Below are 19,164 nucleotides of genomic sequence, written 5' to 3'. Positions count from 1 at the left end.
TATGTCGCTTGCTGCAGGCAGAAGCGAGACACTTTTTGCATACTAGCAACATCAGGCCAGAAATTCTGTTCAAAGCCAGCTGCATAGGCTGTGAATACATATAAATCATCGTTAACTTTAATGCCGCTACGCTGATAAACCACAGGCTCTAAACGATCAGGAAACTGCAACATTTCTAATAATGCATTGTTCGTGTTCACACTAAATTGTAAATCAAGATCGCCAGTCATAAAATCAAGATCAGCGCAGGCAACCTGCGTCCCCTGCAGCTGTGATAAACCCCAAGCAATATTAGCTAATAACGAGGTTGTGCCTGCACCTCCTTTAGCACTAACGACCGTGATTTTACGGCCACGAAGGTTACTATTCTCGATATGCTCATCTGCCATTTGATTAGACGTGTTCATGATTATTGACCTCCCAAAGTAGCAGCGATGCTCTTATTTTTATCTTCTTGTTGGTTATTACTCGCAGCAGGCTGATAGTAAGCTTCAACAGTTGCCACCGCTTTACGCCCGTCAGTCGCATCAAGTGTACGCCCCACAATTAAATCTCTTGGTGTTGCTACCATTTGCGCTAAAGCGCTGGCATTTGCACAACCAAAATTAGGACTAGAGTTAAATTCATTCAAGACTGTGTGGCTCTCTTTACCAGCGTGGCAATTTGGTACGATACTGCGATATGACTCCACGATCAGTGCAATATCAGCCGTTGATGACGACTCACTAAGTTGGCTTGTTACCTGACTTGGATACACCCCCGCATTTTTCAACAATGCAATTAATGCAGGCACTGCATTAGTTCCTTTATCGCTATAACTATCAATGCGGATCCGTAACGCCGATAACTCCCCACGTTGAAAAATAAACTCATTCAGTGCTGTTTTATCGCTTTTTGTCAGTGCTTCAGTATCCAGCTGTAACGCAATTTTATGCGTCACAGCTTCAACTTTGACTTGTGGTTGTCGCTGTACCGAATCGATCGCACAGGCACTTAACAAACCACACATTATTAATATCGAAAATATCCGCATAACTACCTCAGTAATAAAATCCATTATCGCCAAGCAGTCGCGGTTGGCGATTGTCTGTACGACTTTCATTGTCAGTTGCATTTGTAGCTTGCTTTGAAACTGGCCACGCTAATAGACGTTCAACATCACTCATCGGGATCAGCCCATCTGTAGGTAAGGGTAATATGTCAGCTCTGGTTGGTTGTACCAGATACGCCGTTGCAATAATAATGAGTTCGGTTTCTTCGCGCTGGAATTCATTGGAGCGGAACAATGCTCCGAGTACCGGAATATCACCCAGTAATGGCATCTTTTGTAGTTGTTCAATGTCTTTTGATTGCAATAATCCACCCAAGGCAAAGCTTTGGCCGCTGGCTAGTTCAATAGTCGTTGAAGCACGACGCGTCACAAAGGTCGGGAACGAAGAGCTACCTTGCGTGCCACCGATTTGAACATTCGTTTCTGAAGAAACTGTACTCACCTCTGTGGCCACTTTCAGACTAATTCGATTGGCACTTAATACCGTGGGTTTAAAATCTAATCGCACACCAAATGTCTTATATTCAACCGTCGCCGTATCGCTGTAAACCAAAGGGATTGGGATCTCACCGCCCACTAAAAACGACGCTTCTTCACCACTCATTGCGGTTAAATTGGGTTCAGCTAATACTGACATCATACCGTTGGTTGCCAATGCATCGACAATCACCGAAAGATCAGCCCAACTGGCCGGATTAACGCCTCCGAGCTTACCGCCATAATTGTCTAAAAAGGCAAATGTACCAGTACCAAAACCTTGCGAGCCCCACTTAATACCTAACTTGTTAGAAACTTTACGCGATACTTCGGCAATACGAATACGTAAATTAACTTGATTAGGCATAGTTACCTGTAGTTGGTTAATTAGTTCATCGTTATCAACATTACTCGCTGCTGGTTGTGTTGGTTGTGTCGAACTTTGTGCATTACCACTTTGCTGGCTATCACTCGACTCAGTACTCGCTAACGTTGATACGTAACCTTCAGATAAACGAACTATCTTTTCCGCCATGCTCGGTGTCGGCACTTGCCCTTTTAAGAACAACTTACCCGCAGTCGATTCTGCGTTAAATATCGCATCTGGAAACTCTTTATGAATCAGCTCATTAAGTTCTGTCACATTATGACTCACCTTAACGGTTGCAGAATAAATAACGTTTTCCTTCGCATCAAGCACATACAAGGATGTACTGCCCGTTTTCTTACCAAACACCATGATTTTGGTATTTGTTAAGGTCTGGTAATCCGCAATACTGCTACTGGCAATAAAGATTGATTTCGCTGTTTTTGGTAATTCAATCAAGCGGGCTTTATTTAATACCACGTCTAACGTTTGTGCTTGCAACATGGTGCTAAACAGTAAAAACGACAATGCACTCACTAATTGTTTAATCATTTTCGCTTCCTGCATTATTCATCACTCGTTTATTCTTAGCTCGAAATTCGACTAAGCCAATGTCCGGTTGAACTTGTTTAATCGCTGGCAAAATGTCATCCACGTTAACAGCAGGGATTACAGCACTGTCCGTTTCCTGACTGTTTTTACTGCGTAAGACCATAGACAAAGTACCCAATTGATTTGCCAAGGTAATTTGGTTTGCTTGTAGTGGTGACACTTCTAATGTCACCGTACTGTTGTCTGGGATCACGCCTTTATTATGCTTTTGTTTTTCCATATAACGCGCAAGCTGTAAGGCATCATTAAAGGCCAATACACGGACGTTCTGCGCAATGGTTTTCACATATAAACTCTGAGTTTCATTGCCGCGTGAGCGCAATTCTTGGGATTTTGACGCCAGCAGTAACACATCGACATGATCACCCGGACCAATTAATCCCGAGTTTGCAGTGACTTCATCAACAGGTATTGATACCGCTCGATAATTTGGACGTAACATCACGGATAAAAATCCACCTTGTTCCGGTTTTAAGAAATCCGATGGGCTAAGTATTTGACCTGTGACAAAGTCCGCCGCCGCAACTGTATTTTTTAACGCCTGTATAGAAAAATTGGCTTTATCAATAAAATCGATGCGATCGCGAACACTGCTTTCATCTACTGTTTTCCAAGCAAATAACGACGCACTATAAGGACGACCAATAACGACATCTTGTGTCGACACTAGGACTTCATATGTTTTTACCGTGTCTTGTTTAGGGGTACTATTTACGGGTGCTGACAAACTGAAGAACAGCCAAATCAACCCCAATAACGACATACAAACAGACAGGTAAACTAAACGTTTTGCATTCATAATTTTTGCTTCTATTAATACGATTTAAACCGTAATCACTTAAATTAAAGAGTTTTACTTACCGTCTTGAATCGTTTCAAGCTTCTGAATTACTGATTCATAAGTACCATTAATTGCTTGAGTCAAATCACCATTACTGCCTAAAAACTGCAGCATAATAAGTGACATCGCAGCTGCTAAAATTGCATATTCAATTGCCGCCGCGCCGCGCTGTTTTTGTTTGTTGTTTTTCATTTTTATCTCTATTATTTTTATGGAATAGTTTGACAGCCTGCGCAATCGCAAACTGTCAAACTAAGAATTATTTATCCGATGACGTTAAGCGATATTGATATGCTGAAGTACCACTTGCCTCACCCATTGTTTCCGTAGTCATGTCAAAACAAAGTTGACGACCCCAGCGATTCTCTTCATTCGCTACATAACAGCGATACGAACTATAAGCAGCTGTATCATTAAAACGAAATACGGAACGATCAAGGGGTAACAGCCCTACAAGTTCCGTGCTTTCAGGCACTCGCCAATTATCTTTACCACAGAGAGAATTACTATTAAGTTGTGAAACTTCTAATAGCACATCGGCGTATTTCTTTTGTCTTACGCCTAAGTCATCGGTGTTGAATAACTGCCAAGTTAATTTAGTATCAGGTTGATATGCACAAACTGCAGTATCGCTATTCGTAGTGGCGTCACCGACGCTATCAAGCAATTGATATGACAACTTAATTTCACTGACTAAACGCCCAAGTACGACTTCATCTTCATCGCCTTGTTTTAATTCAGAGCCGCTTGATGAATTGTTATTAACGGTCCGATAATGATAAGTTTTCTGTTCATCACTGCTACGCTCTTCAGCAGCCCAATACCAAAATTTTGTTTCAGGTAATGAACCAGAAAGCCATCTATTGGTGTCATATTTTGGATTAAGCGCTAGGTGATGCGGAAACACATTGACATCAATGGTGTCGCCGCCATTAACAGTCCCAGTTTCAAGTGACGTCAACTGCCCCTTGCTTGGTAACGCCCAATCACTACGTCCACATAACTGCGTAGTATTCGTCGATTCAACTAAACCACCAGCGCCCATTACACTTGCAATACCAGCACCTGAAGCATCAAACGCTAAATCATCAGCGCCATTTGGTAGTCCGTCTTTAAGCAATGTCCAAATCCGTTGACGTACAAGATCGCGGTTATCTATCACACAACGCCAGCCTTGTGCATACGTTGTCGCACTTAGTAAATAGCCACCGTTAATATCTAACTTAGCAAAGTGAGTGCCTATCACTGCATCGCCAGCCGTAACGCTATAACCTGCTGTTGATGCACGCTTTAAACCAGTAACTGCATGTGCATTAAGTGCGTCAACCTCTGTTGATGTTGGTAAGTTATTAAATATGACCAATAATTTATCCAAAGCCGAGATTAATGCTGCATTGCTCACTTTCGGTAAGTCATGTGTTGCCGAATTCAGGTCTGAAACAAGACTAATATTGGCCTTGATAAAATCCTTAATAGCAGCTGCCGCAGCGAATAGGTCCAAACTCTTCGCGTGAATATCTGCGCCATCCATTGCCGCTAATAATGTCTCTTTAGCCGTATCTGCTGTCGTATTTTGATCCGTTAACTTAATCAACGCGGTTAACGCGGGAGTCACTTTTAGTGCAGATTTGAATGAAGTGTGTAACGCCGTTAAATTAATAAATGCTGTTTTAGTTGATGCAACATTAGTATTAATCGTTGTTTTAAGCGCATTATCAATACTGCTATCGCTCTCAAGCATAGTTGAGTAAAGCGTTAATAAATCTATTCTTTCTTGGTATTCAACTAACGCTGACGTCAATACATCAAACACCGCTTTCGCTTCTGTATCCGCAGTCGTTACATCAGATAATAGTGGTGTCAAAGGTTGATCCACTAACGTTTCAATTTTATTAATGACAGCAATTAAATCAGCCGAGGTCGTTTGCCAATTGCTATTTTGTAATGACACTAATGCCTTGATATCAGCGTCCGTTGATGCACTTTCTGTTACTATTTTTGCTGTATCTGGTAATGCCCAGTTTACGATAACTTTAGTGCCAAATGATGCGGTAACTTCCTGACCAGACTTGATAACTTTCAACGTTTCGATATCATTCGCTACTTCTGAAGACCAATGTCTAGATGAATCATTGATTAAAGAGCTACTAAACGTGCTTGAGATATAACTCGAATCAACTAAGGTTTTAGCTTTCATTTCTGTCGAACCTAATAACGTCCAGTTTGGCATATCACAGAATTCTTTATTTAATAATGCAGGCACTTTATCTGCGCTAGAAGCATCACCTGCATAAGCCCAAAACTGTGGGTTTTCACCCTTAGCATCGTATTCAATATAACAGCCGCTTGCTTCCGCCTTAGACCAGGTACCATAGGATGTTAGATCTTTTGGTTGATTCCACGACTTCATTGATACAACACGTGTTACATAAAATTCAGTACTCGCTGCCGTTGCAAACAAAGTTTCGCCGACAGGGTTCACCTTATTCGCGATTGCGTTTTTCTTAACACGCACACCAACTTTGGTTTTATCGTAAGCTTTAGGACCAACATGTTGTGGCTTATACGTCACTGCCTGCCAAGTTGTGCCGCCATCATTGGTAAATTCATAATGTTCAGGTTGATCGTAAGTAACCTTAGTATTCGAATTTGTTACCCAATCCCAACTAAAACCATTGGTTTTAACTTCATTTGGATAACCTGTATTACCGATGTTTTTGTTGACAATATCAGGTAATGTTGGCGCCGCGATTACAACTGGTACACCTGATCTAAATGCTTGTGAGCTAATTAAGATCGAACCCGCTAATGTATCCGCTGCGGGATTTGCTTTAACACGCACTTGCACATGCCCAGCATCAATATCAACATCGCCTACTTCTAAAGGTTTGCTAGCAACCGCTGTCCAATCAACACCGCCAGTCAGTGAGTATTCATAATCGCTAACATCGTTAAAATCAGTAACAAGGTCCCAATCAAAGGTATTTAAATTATCATTTTGGACGGGATTCGTTGGGGATTTTGGTCGAGCAACAGCCGAACTCGCTGTATAAGCAGACGTACTAGTAAGTATTTCACTCACGGTTCTATTTTGTGTTGAGTCCGCTTTTACACGAACCTGAATATCACCCGCAGCATAAACACCATCGATCACTAACTGATGAGGATTTCCATTAACCGTCACCCATGGTTGGCCTTGCACCTTAATTTCATAAAATTGCTTACCAGTGAAGTTTTGGCTCCAAGTCCAGCGAAACTGATCGAGATCGTCATTAACGATAGGTCCTGTTGGAGCATTAGGCTTGACGACCGATTGAGTTGGATTTGTAGACTTTGGATCCGGACTGGTTTCGTTACAACCCGTCAATAATGTACCTGCAACCACTGTCAACGCGAGCAGTGATTTGTTTGCCCCTAACAACATTTTACCTATTCCTTCTATGTAAATATAAATAACTTTATGAAAACTATAGTCAAACATAAATTTTCGCATATACTAACGATAATGAGATCGATTATCAATTGCATTTGATCATATATTTTAATAATCATCCTTAGTGACATAAAAATGACTGGATATTAGTAAAAATCCGGTATAAAACTTCAACCAACAAAGTGTTATTTATATGAATGGAAAGTATAAGCTGTCTAGAATTGCGACAATCTTGGCAGGCTGTAGCCTAGTGATTAACTGCGGCGGTGAGCAAACCAGTACGACAACATCTGATATCTACAACTACAGTAAATTATCCATTTGTGTGGATACTGATCGTAATAATGCTTGTGGACCACAAGAACAAAAAGTATCTAGCTTATGGAGTGTGGCGACCGATAACACAGCCCCCTTCGTCATCGATGATGCGGGACGTTTGCTTACCGCACCTGCAAGTGCAAATGTGGTGAGTCCGTTTACGACATTAATTCAAAATGAAATACTGTTTAACCCACAGGTATCGGGTAGCGAACTCCAGGCACAAGCCTACTTACAGCAGCTATTTGGTATTCAGTATAGTATTGATTTTAATAAGTTAAATTATGAACACGGCCCAAAAGAAGCGACAAATTTATTACTTGCTTCTTTCAAGCACGCCCTTTCTCTACAAGGTGACTCAAAGGCATTAAAAATTTCAGCCGCTGTAGATAAAATGGTGCGTACTGGCAATTTTGATATTACCAAAACCCTGTTTCAAGCAGATTTAGATAATAGTTATGTTAACTTAAGCAAGCGCTATCTAATCCCCGGCACCTACCCTATGAATGCGTTATTCTCATCTGACCACATTACAATGAATGAAAATACAGGCATGTTACTTGCGCTCACCTACGGTGATAAGTTATTACAAGTAGACACAACAACGGGGTCAAGTCAGATATTTACGCCAACAAGTAGCACAGCATCATTGCCTGTTATGTCAACATACGACGATGATGACGATGACGATGACGATGACGACGACGATGATGATGATGATCATCATGGAGGTGGAACCCCTCAACCCACCGCCACATTGACATTGGCTGCACAAGGCAAGCACAATAAGAATGCTTATTTAATTTATCAACCCACGATTTTTGGTGACCATAACGCTAGTGATACTTGTAATAGCACAGGTACTAATGGCATATATCTCACGGAGCTAGGTAAGAATAGCCAAGCATCACCTATATCATCAGCACCTAGAATTGATACATTCAGTAGTGCATCGGGAGGAACCACTACGCCTGTAGAACCAACATTACCGGATTCATCAGCCGATTGTAAAAATAACCATATCAACAATTTAATTATCGCACACAACAAAAACTGGGTGATAGCCGTATTTGCAGGACAAAATGTGGCATTACAACAATTATCAAGCTCAACGTTAAAGCCAACAGGTAAAAGTTATGCCCTGTCTTCAACCCAGCCTAAGCTCATATTAAGCAAGACACAAAAATTATTATTGGTATTACAGACATCGGGAACAAAAGCAGTCATTGTCGATACTGAGAGCTTAGATGCACGTAGCCAGATAATGAAAAATGATATCGACCATGCTGCTTTCGTTAATAATGATAAGCAGTTAATTGTGAGTGATAAAACCAATACCTTAAACTGGTTTAATATTAACCAACCGACCTCACCAGTTGCCCTCTTAGCATTGCCTGAAACCGTAACTAAATTAGCCTCAGACCCAACGGGTAAATTCAGTGCGGCACTGACCGATAAAAACATATACTTGATTGATAACGAACTAAAATCCATTATCTACTCGCAAGCTTACACACAGCGTAATATCAACGGTATGAGCATGTTAACTAACCGTATTATTATTAGTCGCTCAAGGGCTATTGATTATATTCAGTTTGATAATTTGACTGGTTCACCGATTAAAATGGCACAGAAAATGTTATCAAAAGATTTATTAACACGCTGGTCAACGGCTTCAGGTCGTTCATTAGTAGGTATGACACTGGCAGAATTATTACGAGATATTGGTGAAGGGGATGATATAAGTCAGCAGTTTAGTGATATTGACCTGCAATGGCGACCAAGCAGTGCCACCACAGTTGCAGATGTAAAAGAAGTGATTATTACCGGTAATTATCGCGATCAACGTATCAGTTTATCTAAAACGATATAAAATTTGTAAGCAATCTAGGTTTTATCAACAAGTGCAATGAATAGACCTACCTAGTAATCTTGCACCTTGATAGGTTTATTCAGCATTGGTTATAGTGCTTTAATGGTATTAACCAACTGACTTAACATCACAGACAGGCGTTCAATTTTGATATTGGATAACTGTCTGTAATCAAAATAAGGGCAAACGATTAAACGGTTTGTTTTATCAATGGCAAATTCGTCATCTAACCAAATTAAATTAACCTGCAATTCACCGGATGCTAATAGTTGCTTGGCATAAGTACGTCCACATATAATATGAATAGTCTGCGTATTTACATCCAGTTCTGGCGGGCTGAATAACAGTGCCGTTGCACTCCCCGCTTGTAACAAATAACCATCTCGATACTTCTGCCAAGTCGGTGCGCGCTGCGCAAAGTCAAAATCAGCTGGGTTTAATGCGTACAACAACTTGGCATACACATTAAAAACTTTACGCCAGCCATTGCCACACGCTTGACCGATGGCATTAACTTCACCACTGACTAACGAGTTAACACCCGTTATGTCTTGGTACTCCAACATGTTTGGCGTATTTGCCAGATATACAGCAAAGGTAAATTTAGAACAGCCAAGACCTCTATTTGTCATTATGTGTGATGCCTTTATTTCGATGATTAAGCCAAGTTGCATTATAAAGGATATTGCCTGCAAAATTAACCCAGATCAATAAACCCTTTGTTATCCATCCGTTTCCACATCTAACCATTTACAGCCATCACACCGCGATGTAAAAATCACATCACGTTCAATGTTAAGGCCCATGTATGCAGACTTCTCTCGACCAAGCGATGTTACGAATTGCCCTCGATCTCAATTTAAACCTACCGTCAGGCCACCATTACCAACGTTTAATGCAATCGTTACAGTCGGTTCTGCCTTGTGATGCCAGTGCTTTGTTCATTCTTGACGATGAAGGGTTATTGTCAGCAGCTGCCGTCAATGGCTTATCAGATGAGGTCTTGGGTCAACGATTCGACCCACAGCAGCACCCTCGCCTGCAAGCTATTTTAGCCAGTCATGAACCCGTACGTTTTCCTGCAACCTCAACCTTACCCGATCCCTTTGATGGCTTGTTGAAAAGCGATCCGAACCGAACTATTGATGTACATGACTGCATGGGCTGTAGTTTATATGTTGAAGATCAATTGGTTGGACTCATTACTCTGGATGCTATGCAAGTCGGCGCTTTCAAACGTATCGATGATATTACCGTCGCCACCTTTGCCGCATTAGCCGCTGCAACAATCCGTAATGTAAATCAAGTTGAAGCACTGCGTAAAAGCCACCAGCAACAGCAAAATATGAATCAAGTGCTTATTCAAGAAGCCCGAAATAAAGGCGGTGAATTGGTCGGTATAAGCTCTGAAATACAAACCCTACGCGATAATATCAGCATGGTTGCCTATTCCGATTATGCAGTATTAATCAGCGGTGAGACAGGGACAGGTAAAGAGCTGGTAGCACATGCAGTCCACTCCAATTCCTCACGTGCGACACAACCGATGATTTACGTTAACTGCGCGGCATTACCCGAAAGCCTGGCGGAAAGTGAGCTATTTGGACATGTTAAAGGCGCATTTACCGGTGCGCACAGCAACCGCGCAGGTAAATTTGAACTGGCCGATGGCGGAACCATATTCTTAGATGAAATCGGTGAATTACCCTTATTAATGCAAGCTAAATTACTGCGGGTTATCCAGCAAGGCGAAGTGCAGCGGGTCGGTGCAGATAAGAACTTAATGGTCAATGTTCGCATTATCGCCGCAACTAACCGTAATTTAACCGAAGAAATCGCCGCCGGTCAATTTCGTAGTGATCTGTATCATCGTTTAAATGTGTTCCCAATTAACGTCCCCCCACTGCGTGATCGCCAAGGTGATGTCGCAGTATTATCTGGGCATATTCTTGATCGCGTTCGTTCGCAATTTAATGTCGCTAAATTACAACTGCATCCGCAGGCATTAACAGCACTGAATAATTATAGCTGGCCGGGGAACGTGCGAGAATTAGAACATACCTTAATGCGGGCAGGATTAAGGGCCATTCAAGCACAGCAAAGCCTGATCCTACAACAGCACTTATCAGATGAAGTTAGCCATACTTATTCATACACCACAGAAACAGAAACGGATGACTTACCGACGACATCATTTGAACTACGCGGCGCAGTCGAAGTATATCAAACCAAATTAATCTCCCATGCCCTGCAGCAATCAAACTTTGTTTGGGCACAAGCCGCAGAGTTTTTACAAATGGATCGCGGTAATCTGTATAAAATGGGTAAAAAATTAGGTATTAAACCCAAAGAATTACGCGCAGCAGTACTTTAATTAAAGTTGCGCCGTATTTAGCGACTTCTTAAACATATATTGCAGTAACTTGGGTATTGATGATGTACTAATCACATCGTATTTGATGTGGTTAGTACATCATTAGGACAAGCGAAAAAACACAAAAACCATAAATATCAACAAGATAAAAGTTGGCACGTTCAGTGCAATATAGATTCCGAGATCATCGTTAAATCGATATCAATAATTATAATTATAATGGAGTCTTAAATGTTCTGTATTCAATGTGAGCAAACTGTTCAAACGCCTGTGTCTAAAGGCTGTTCTTATACTCAAGGTATGTGTGGTAAAACGGCTGACGTTTCAGACCTACAAGACGTTTTAGTATTTAATTTACAAGGCGTGTCTTTCTGGGCCGAATTAGCCCGTAAATACAACATCATTGATGCTGAAATCGATGCTTGGGCACCACGTGCATTCTTCTCTACGTTAACCAACGTTAACTTTGTGCCAGAACGTATTACTGAATACACTGAAATTGCAGAGCGTTACAAGATCCAACTACGCACACAAGTAACGGCGGCTGCAGCGGCTGCAGGCGAGGCGTTACCTGAATTATCTCCAGCAGCGCAATTTGTATTACCAGCAACCGCTGAAGAAGTCATGAATTTCGCACCAGAAGCAGCGGTTAACCGTGGTCATGACGAATTACACGAAGACATCATTGGTCTGCGTTTATTATGCTTATACGGCCTTAAAGGTGCTGCAGCATACATGGAACACGCCAATGTACTTGGTCAAAGTGACGACGCAGTAAACGGTGAATATCATCAAATCATGGCATTCTTAGGCACTGAACCGACAGATGCGAATACGTTATTAGAAACATCGATGCAAATTGGTTTACTCAATTACCGCATTATGGAAATGCTAGACAAAGGTGAAACTGATACCTTTGGTCACCCACAACCAACCCAAGTAAACGTAAAACCGATTGCCGGTAAATGTATCCTGGTTTCTGGCCATGATTTACATGATTTAGAAAAGATCCTGCAACAAACCGAAGGCAAAGGCATTAATGTTTATACCAATGGTGAAATGTTACCTGCGCACGGTTATCCAGAACTGAATAAATACCCGCACTTAGTTGGTAACTTCGGTAGCGCTTGGCAAAATCAGCAAAAAGAATTTGCTAACTTCCCAGGTGCGATCGTGATGACATCTAACTGTCTAATCAATCCTAATGTGGGTCAATACGCAGATCGTCTATTCACGCGTAGTATTGTTGGCTGGCCTGGCGTTGTCCATATCGAAGGTGATGATTTCTCACAAGTGATCGAATGTGCTTTAGCGCAATCCGGTATTGCCCACACTGAAATTGAACATAAGATCACCGTCGGTTTTGGTCGTAATGCATTAATGGAAGCGGCACCTGCGGTTATCAATGAAGTGAAAGCGGGTAACATCAAACACTTCTTCTTAATCGGTGGTTGTGACGGTGATAAATCAGAACGCAGTTACTTCACTGATTTAGCCGTGAACACCCCGAAAGATTCAATTGTATTAACCTTGGCTTGTGGTAAATACCGTTTCAACAAGAAAGAATTTGGCGATATTAATGGCATCCCACGTCTATTAGATGTAGGCCAATGTAACGATACTTACTCCGCTATCCAACTGGTATTAGCATTAGCAGAAGAGTTTGATTGTGGCATAAATGAATTACCGTTAACGATTGTATTGTCTTGGTTTGAACAGAAAGCCATTGTGGTGCTACTGACGTTATTTGCGTTAGGTATCAAAGGTATTTATACCGGTCCTACAGCGCCAGCATTCTTAACTGACAACTTAATCAAAGCATTACAAGATAACTTTGATATGCGCAGTATTGGAGATGTAGACACTGACTTAGCGACTATGCTAGCTGGTAAATAGCTCTCACTGATAAATTGTACTAACCAATGCGATCATATATCGCATTGGTTCAAGTACGTTCGACACGCCATAAACCATTCAAACCTTCAATTATCACTGCGATAGGTGCAATAATGTCTTCAAATACGCCGTCTTCAACGCTTTCTCCACCAGCACTTTCTTCACCAGTACTTAAGCCCCTAAAACTAAACAGCACTGGTTTAGGTCAATCAACGACGAGCAAAGAAAAACCTGCGCCTGTAAGCAGTAAATTACAAGCACCAACGCTATCCACATTAAAACTATCTACACCTAAACTTTCATCACCAAAGCTGTCGACTTCTAAACTATCTCCACCTAAGCTTAACTTTGCTCTCGGTGGCAGTAGTTCAACGAAATCAGAAAAACCATCATCAAAGCTTTCAGCGCCAAAGCTTAGTTTTTCACTTGGTAAGTCAACGCCTAAAGTTACCATAGCACCTGCAGCATGGTCGCCTTCAACAACGCCATTAGTGTTAGTTAAGCGTGAATTAGAAACCCATGACTCGATGAGCTTTACCTTTGCAGCAGCAGACCAAGCACAGTTTGATTTTAAGCCCGGTCAATTCGTGACTTTAGCCGTTAACATTGATGGCAAAACCCATTATCGCGCCTATTCTATTAGCTCAGTACCACAACAGAAACAGTTACGTTTAACCATTAAACGCGTACCCGATGGTTTAGTCTCTAACTGGCTGGCAGATAACTTAACTATCGGCGATAGCTTGTCAGCATTAAACATTGCGGGTCAATTCAATAGCAGTGATTGTAAACACAAACCTAAACTGCTGCTCATCAGCGCAGGTTGTGGTATCACTCCAGTCATGTCGATAGCAAAGACATTATTAGCACATAATAGCGATGCTGACATTGAATTCTTACATTGTGCCCGAGATAAAGACAACGTTATCTTCCATGATGAAATGCAGACCTTGCTTGCTCAGCATAAAAACTTTAACGTGCAATTACTGTTAGAAAACAGCGACGGTTTTGCAAGTTTCAGTGCCAATACTGATAACCCTTCGTTATCACATCAAACAGGCATGGTAAGTAGTGAGGTTATTCAACAGTTATACCCAGATCTAAAACAACGCACTATCTTCCTGTGCGGTCCTGTCGGTTTCATGAAAGCGGTAGAAAATATAGCCCAAGAAAGTGACTTTGATATGGCTAACTTCTTCCAAGAAAGCTTTACCCCTGCGGCGGATAACAAACAACAAGATCAGCTCTCATTAAAGGTATCGGGAGTATCAGACGTAGCCACTGTTATGTTGTACGTTCCAGACTTTTCGGTAGAGAAAAAGGTTGTACAAGGTTCATCACTGTTAGAGCTATTAGAAAATAACGGAGTGCCTATTATCGGCGCTTGTCGCGCGGGTGTTTGCGGCTCGTGTAAGTGTAAAATCACCAAAGGTGAAGTGAAATCAACGAGCAGTGAAACACTGACCGCAGCAGAAATTGAACAAGGGTTTGTATTAGCCTGTTCAAGTACAGTTGACGGAGATCTCACTGTAGCACTCAGTTAGTAAAGCAAATGAGTGAGATAAAATAATACAGAATAAATATCGAGGTATCATGAAGTGGCAGGCTTTATCGGTATCTCGATTTTATGTGTCGAGCTATTCCTTAATTCCTCAATCCCTCAATCCCTCAATCCCTCAATCTTTAAATTCCAGCCGAGTATTATTAATACTCTACAATTTCAAACGCCACAAAATTCTAATTTCTTGCATTAATGTACTTATTACTGGTTCGTGAGATCTATTTTTAGCAATCACAAAATGTAGTGTAGCTGGAAAGTCGAGAACAGAGATTATTTGAACTTTGTTGTCTCTTTCAGCCAAAAGAGCTTCTTCAATTTCTAGCAAACTTAGCCCTAGACCACTTTTCACTAGCTCTAGTCGAGTACCGTCATCACTGGTTTTTAATACCGAAGGGATGTCATTTCCAAGTATCCCTTTTAAGAAATCATCAAAAGGACAATAGTCGCCCATCATTATCCACTGGTGAATGTTAAGGTCTGCTTGAGTCACTATTTTACTACAATCAAATGTCATTGGCGCCACTGTCGTTATCTGTTGTTCCATAACCGCGACACCGATAAAGTCATCGGGAATATCACCAAAAATATAACCACCATCTAATTGATGTTCTCTAATCTCATTGATGGTTTTCCCCGTTGATTGTTGGTGAATATCCAAGCTGATACCGGGACAGTTTTCTTGTAAATTTTCGACTAATTCAGGTAATTTAATTTGCTTGGCGGTTAAGTTAATACCTAAGTGAAATGTCCCTATTATTTCATGTTGGTTATTCGCAGCCAAATTCACTAAATCCAAAGCACTGTCTAGCGTGGCTTGTGCTTTTTTTAACAGTAACTGGCCTTTATCGGTTAACGACATACCTTTACTGGAACGAATGAATAAAGGCGTGGAGAGTTCTTCTTCAAGTGTTTTAATGTGAGCACTTATCGCTGGAGGTGTTGTATATAAACGTTTTGCTGCTTGCGTTAAATTACCTGTTTGAGCAACCGCGACGAAAGAACGTAAGTGATAAAATTCCAATGTAAATCCCCTTAAATCAGTCCAATTGAATTCTGAGCAGCATTTTTAGTCAGTATAAGGCAAATATAATACCAGCTGCTCGATTCAAGTCATTATTTCACCCTTCATTTATGCTGAACACGGACTTCAGAAATCACGAATTTTGCATTTAATTCAATCGCGCTAAATTAGCACCATCGAAGTCGAACGATTTGATTCAGTCATGAATAACACAAGGAAGATTTATGCCTAACAATACAAACACATTCTTTTACCAAGCGGCACCGGCTCAACAAGCTAACGACTTTTTTGCGGCTAAACTTGCTTGCGAAACTGATTGCTCAGATGTGTATGCGGATATTAAAGAAAATAGTAAAGAAAATAATAAAAACTTCATATTATTAGATGTACGCTCTGCGGAAGCTTTTGATAAAAGCCATGCGATAACCGCTGTGAGCATGCCTCACAGTGAAATCAATAGTGAGTCATTCGCAAAATACGATAAGGACACTTTGTTTGTTGTCTATTGCTGGGGTCCTGGCTGTAATGGTGCGTCCAGAGCAGGCTTTAAAATATCAGCTTTAGGGTTTGCGGTAAAAGAAATGATTGGTGGAATTCATTACTGGGAAGATTTTGAGCGATACCCCGTTAATCGTCGAGTGACCGAAGTTCAAAAATAACGCTCATCCCTTAAAGGCAACCATGATGACGATTATAAATAAGGGATCGTGGTTGTTATTATTCACCTGAATATTTTGGAAGTTTAAATGGTTACTTGTTTTGTTGAATATATTGTCGATGTAAATAAAATCAAAGAGTTTGAACATTATGCCAAGCTCTGGATCCCGCTAGTAACAAAATTTGGCGGCCAACATCAGGGATACTTTTTACCATCGGAGGGAGCTAGCAATGTAGCATTGGCTTTATTTACTTTTCCAAGCTTGGCTAAATATGAGCAATACCGAAAGGAGTCTCTTAAAGATTTAGAATGTATTGCCGCTTTTGATTATGCCGCACAAACTCAATGCATAAAGAGTTACACACGTAGTTTTTTTCGCCCACTGTTTAAATAAGTATATTAGGAATGAAGATGGAATATTGTATTCGCGTTGCAACAGATAAGGATCAAGAATCCATATTATTCTTGATGAAAGAGCATGCTCTGTTTGAAGGCCATGAACTAGCGTTTTCTAATAAACATCAACAATTAAAAAAATTAGAAACGCTGCCCGTAACCATCTTTGTTGTGGAATCAAATAATAAACTACTTGGTTATATGTCAGTGATAAAACAGTTTTCAACCTGGGATATGGACTGGTATCTATATCTTGATTGTTTGTACCTGACCAAAGAAACAAGAGGACAGGGAATTGGCCTGAAATTAATGCAAAAGCTTAAACACTTTGCAAAAGAAAACATGATAAATACAATTCAGTGGCAAACACCAAAGGACAATTTTACGGCAATAGAATTTTATCAAAAACTCAATGCTGTAAATAAAGAAAAACAACGATTCTTCTGGGCTGTTTAGTCACCCGCTTTGTGGCAAGTGGAGGTGTTTGCAAGACAGTTGGCATCGCTTAATTCAACATCGTCTTATGGCGATGCTGATATGACTTAGGACTAAGACCATAAAAGCGTTTGAAAATACGGCTAAAATGACTGCTACTAATAAACCCTAACTCAAAACTCACCAGGGTTATCTGCATACCGGTTTTAATCAGCTCAGTCGCTTTCTTCAAGCGTTGCTGCTGTTGAAATGCCAGTGGCGTACAACCGAACTGTAATTTGAATTGATTAAAAAACTTAGTCCGGCACATGCACGATATACGGCAAAGCTGCTCTATTTCAATACATTCATGCAAGTGCTGATTAATATAGTCAATCGCCATCGTTAGACCACTGTGGTCTGGCTGCTGTTGGCAAAACGACATCATGAAGTCACGACTTTGCTGGCGTAACAAACGCACCGTCAATTCCGATACCGCTAAATTAATCATGTAACTACGATCAGGATCATCACCAATGTACAGCTCTGTCATCCTCTGCAGCAATGCCTGAGTCTGGGCATTATGGTGGGTATGTAATAACTGTTGTTGGTATTGCCAAGGACCAAATTCACTGTATTTTTCTACCTGTGCATTAAGGTTATCAGCTATCTGATTGATACGCTCAGTTGTAATTTCAATCGCCAAACAACGGGTTGGCGCGGCTAAACTGGCAACCGGAAAATCGATTTCAACACTTTGGCTCGGCGCTAATACAAAGGATTCATGCGGTACAAAGTCACTGTCATAACTTGAATCCTGAGTATGCATCACTTTTTTACCCGTGAGCATGGCGCAAAACAAGGGCTGGTCAGACTTTAATTCCACTCGTTTAGCTTGTTGAAACGTATCATAAATACTTAGCTGAGATTCAGGGCCGTCGTAACTGGTTTTATTCTCCACCATGACTTGTGGCTGAAATTCTGGTTCTCGATTAGCTTCTCGACTAGATCGTATCTGCATCACACACTTCCTTGTTATGGACTGACAGTCAAATTTTGCGAACTCCCAGCGCAGTTTATGACACATCGTCATGATAACGTCACTGTCTCGAAAAAAACAATAACTAAAGGAAAGAGTTATGATCTATGCAGCACCTGGAACCAAAGATGCACTTATTAATTTTAAGCCGCGCTACCAAAATTTCATTGGCGGTCAATGGGTAGAGCCTCAAAACGGCTGCTACTTTGACAATATTAGCCCAATAAATGGCGAAGTCATCTGTGAAATTCCACGTTCAAACTACCTAGATATCGAACTGGCACTGGATGCCGCTCACAAAGCCAAAGATGCTTGGGGAACGACATCTGTTACAGCCCGTTCTAATATACTGCTAAAAATCGCTGACCGTTTAGAAGAAAACCTCACTCTATTGGCCGTTGCCGAAACTTGGGATAACGGCAAAGCGATACGTGAAACCCTCGCAGCAGACATTCCTTTAGCGGTTGATCACTTCCGTTATTTCGCTGGTTGTTTGCGCGCCCAAGAAGGTAGTGTTGGTGAGATTGATGAAAACACAGTGTCTTATCACTTCCATGAACCATTAGGCGTTGTTGGTCAGATTATTCCTTGGAACTTCCCTATCCTTATGGCGGCCTGGAAACTAGCACCCGCACTGGCCGCAGGTAACTGTGTGATCCTAAAGCCTGCAGAGCAAACACCTGCCTCTATTTTAGTATTAATGGAATTGATAGAAGATTTGCTACCACCCGGTGTACTGAATATCGTCAATGGTTACGGCGCTGAAGCAGGTCAAGCTCTTGCCAGCAGCACGCGTATCGCTAAGATTGCCTTTACCGGTTCTACACCCGTAG

17 protein-coding genes are annotated in these 19,164 nt (G+C 41.2%); 8 read left to right on the top strand and 9 right to left on the bottom strand.

The window, feature by feature from the left end; genetic code table 11:
* The 6 genes from PE36_RS21895 to PE36_RS21870 all read right to left on the bottom strand — a co-directional run.
* On the bottom strand, window positions 1-407 hold a 407-nt coding region (locus tag PE36_RS21895; RefSeq protein WP_006034300.1), incomplete at its 3' end, for a hypothetical protein.
* A 2-nt stretch (window positions 408-409) separates the two neighbouring features.
* A complete protein-coding gene (locus PE36_RS21890; RefSeq protein WP_232286626.1) occupies window positions 410-1,033 on the bottom strand; it encodes a CpaD family pilus assembly lipoprotein in 624 nt (207 codons plus the stop codon).
* 7 nt (window positions 1,034-1,040) lie between these two features.
* Window positions 1,041-2,447 carry a type II and III secretion system protein family protein gene (locus PE36_RS21885; protein WP_043994971.1) on the bottom strand — a complete coding sequence of 469 codons (1,407 nt, stop codon included), beginning with the start codon at window positions 2,445-2,447 and terminating at the stop codon, window positions 1,041-1,043.
* On the bottom strand, window positions 2,440-3,306 hold the full coding sequence (gene cpaB / locus PE36_RS21880) for a Flp pilus assembly protein CpaB (RefSeq protein ID WP_006034297.1): 867 nt from the start codon (window positions 3,304-3,306) through the stop codon (window positions 2,440-2,442). The genes PE36_RS21885 and cpaB overlap by 8 nt, the downstream gene beginning before the upstream one ends.
* A 54-nt stretch (window positions 3,307-3,360) precedes the next feature.
* Window positions 3,361-3,540 (bottom strand): Flp family type IVb pilin, encoded by a 180-nt coding sequence (locus PE36_RS21875; protein WP_006034296.1) that lies wholly within the window; start codon window positions 3,538-3,540, stop codon window positions 3,361-3,363.
* A 67-nt stretch (window positions 3,541-3,607) separates the two neighbouring features.
* The gene (locus PE36_RS21870; protein WP_043994970.1) at window positions 3,608-6,772 is read right to left on the bottom strand and encodes a hypothetical protein; all 3,165 of its coding nucleotides are present in this window, start codon (window positions 6,770-6,772) and stop codon (window positions 3,608-3,610) included.
* 202 nt (window positions 6,773-6,974) lie between these two features.
* Here PE36_RS21870 and PE36_RS21865 point away from each other — a divergent pair, with 202 nt between their 5' ends.
* On the top strand, window positions 6,975-8,972 hold the full coding sequence (locus PE36_RS21865) for a hypothetical protein (protein ID WP_043994969.1): 1,998 nt from the start codon (window positions 6,975-6,977) through the stop codon (window positions 8,970-8,972).
* A gap of 89 nt (window positions 8,973-9,061) precedes the next feature.
* Here PE36_RS21865 and PE36_RS21860 read toward each other — a convergent pair whose 3' ends face one another.
* Window positions 9,062-9,604: a hypothetical protein gene (locus PE36_RS21860; protein WP_043994968.1), complete on the bottom strand. Its 543-nt coding sequence runs from the start codon at window positions 9,602-9,604 to the stop codon at window positions 9,062-9,064.
* 176 nt (window positions 9,605-9,780) lie between these two features.
* On the opposite strand from PE36_RS21860, the gene norR reads away from it, so the two are divergent.
* From norR to PE36_RS21845, 3 genes are all read left to right on the top strand, one after another.
* Window positions 9,781-11,346 carry a nitric oxide reductase transcriptional regulator NorR gene (gene norR, locus PE36_RS21855; protein ID WP_006034293.1) on the top strand — a complete coding sequence of 522 codons (1,566 nt, stop codon included), beginning with the start codon at window positions 9,781-9,783 and terminating at the stop codon, window positions 11,344-11,346.
* Window positions 11,347-11,577: 231 nt separating this feature from the next.
* Window positions 11,578-13,242: a hydroxylamine reductase gene (hcp, locus tag PE36_RS21850; protein ID WP_006034292.1), complete on the top strand. Its 1,665-nt coding sequence runs from the start codon at window positions 11,578-11,580 to the stop codon at window positions 13,240-13,242.
* Window positions 13,243-13,355: 113 nt separating this feature from the next.
* Entirely contained in the window at window positions 13,356-14,786 is a 1,431-nt protein-coding gene (locus PE36_RS21845; protein WP_232286625.1) for a hybrid-cluster NAD(P)-dependent oxidoreductase, read from the top strand.
* Between the two features lie 168 nt (window positions 14,787-14,954).
* On the opposite strand, the gene PE36_RS21840 is transcribed toward PE36_RS21845, so the two are convergent.
* A complete protein-coding gene (locus PE36_RS21840; RefSeq protein WP_006034288.1) occupies window positions 14,955-15,824 on the bottom strand; it encodes a LysR family transcriptional regulator in 870 nt (289 codons plus the stop codon).
* 224 nt (window positions 15,825-16,048) lie between these two features.
* Between PE36_RS21840 and PE36_RS21835 the strand changes: the two genes are divergently transcribed.
* The 3 genes from PE36_RS21835 to PE36_RS21825 all read left to right on the top strand — a co-directional run bounded on the left by PE36_RS21835 (window position 16,049) and on the right by PE36_RS21825 (window position 17,334).
* A complete protein-coding gene (locus PE36_RS21835) occupies window positions 16,049-16,483 on the top strand; it encodes a rhodanese-like domain-containing protein (protein ID WP_006034287.1) in 435 nt (144 codons plus the stop codon).
* A gap of 87 nt (window positions 16,484-16,570) precedes the next feature.
* Entirely contained in the window at window positions 16,571-16,876 is a 306-nt protein-coding gene (locus PE36_RS21830; protein ID WP_006034286.1) for an NIPSNAP family protein, read from the top strand.
* Between the two features lie 17 nt (window positions 16,877-16,893).
* Window positions 16,894-17,334 (top strand): GNAT family N-acetyltransferase, encoded by a 441-nt coding sequence (locus PE36_RS21825; protein WP_043994967.1) that lies wholly within the window; start codon window positions 16,894-16,896, stop codon window positions 17,332-17,334.
* 49 nt (window positions 17,335-17,383) lie between these two features.
* Here PE36_RS21825 and PE36_RS21820 read toward each other — a convergent pair whose 3' ends face one another.
* Window positions 17,384-18,313 (bottom strand): AraC family transcriptional regulator, encoded by a 930-nt coding sequence (locus tag PE36_RS21820; protein WP_006034284.1) that lies wholly within the window; start codon window positions 18,311-18,313, stop codon window positions 17,384-17,386.
* Between the two features lie 118 nt (window positions 18,314-18,431).
* Here PE36_RS21820 and PE36_RS21815 point away from each other — a divergent pair.
* Window positions 18,432-19,164: aldehyde dehydrogenase family protein (locus PE36_RS21815; RefSeq protein WP_006034283.1), on the top strand; the 733-nt coding region annotated here is incomplete at its 3' end.

This window comes from Moritella sp. PE36 (assembly GCF_000170855.1).
Taxonomy (GTDB): Bacteria; Pseudomonadota; Gammaproteobacteria; order Enterobacterales; family Moritellaceae; genus Moritella.
The sequence above is the reverse complement of the archived record's forward strand: the minus strand, read 5'-3'. Positions and strand labels throughout refer to the sequence as shown.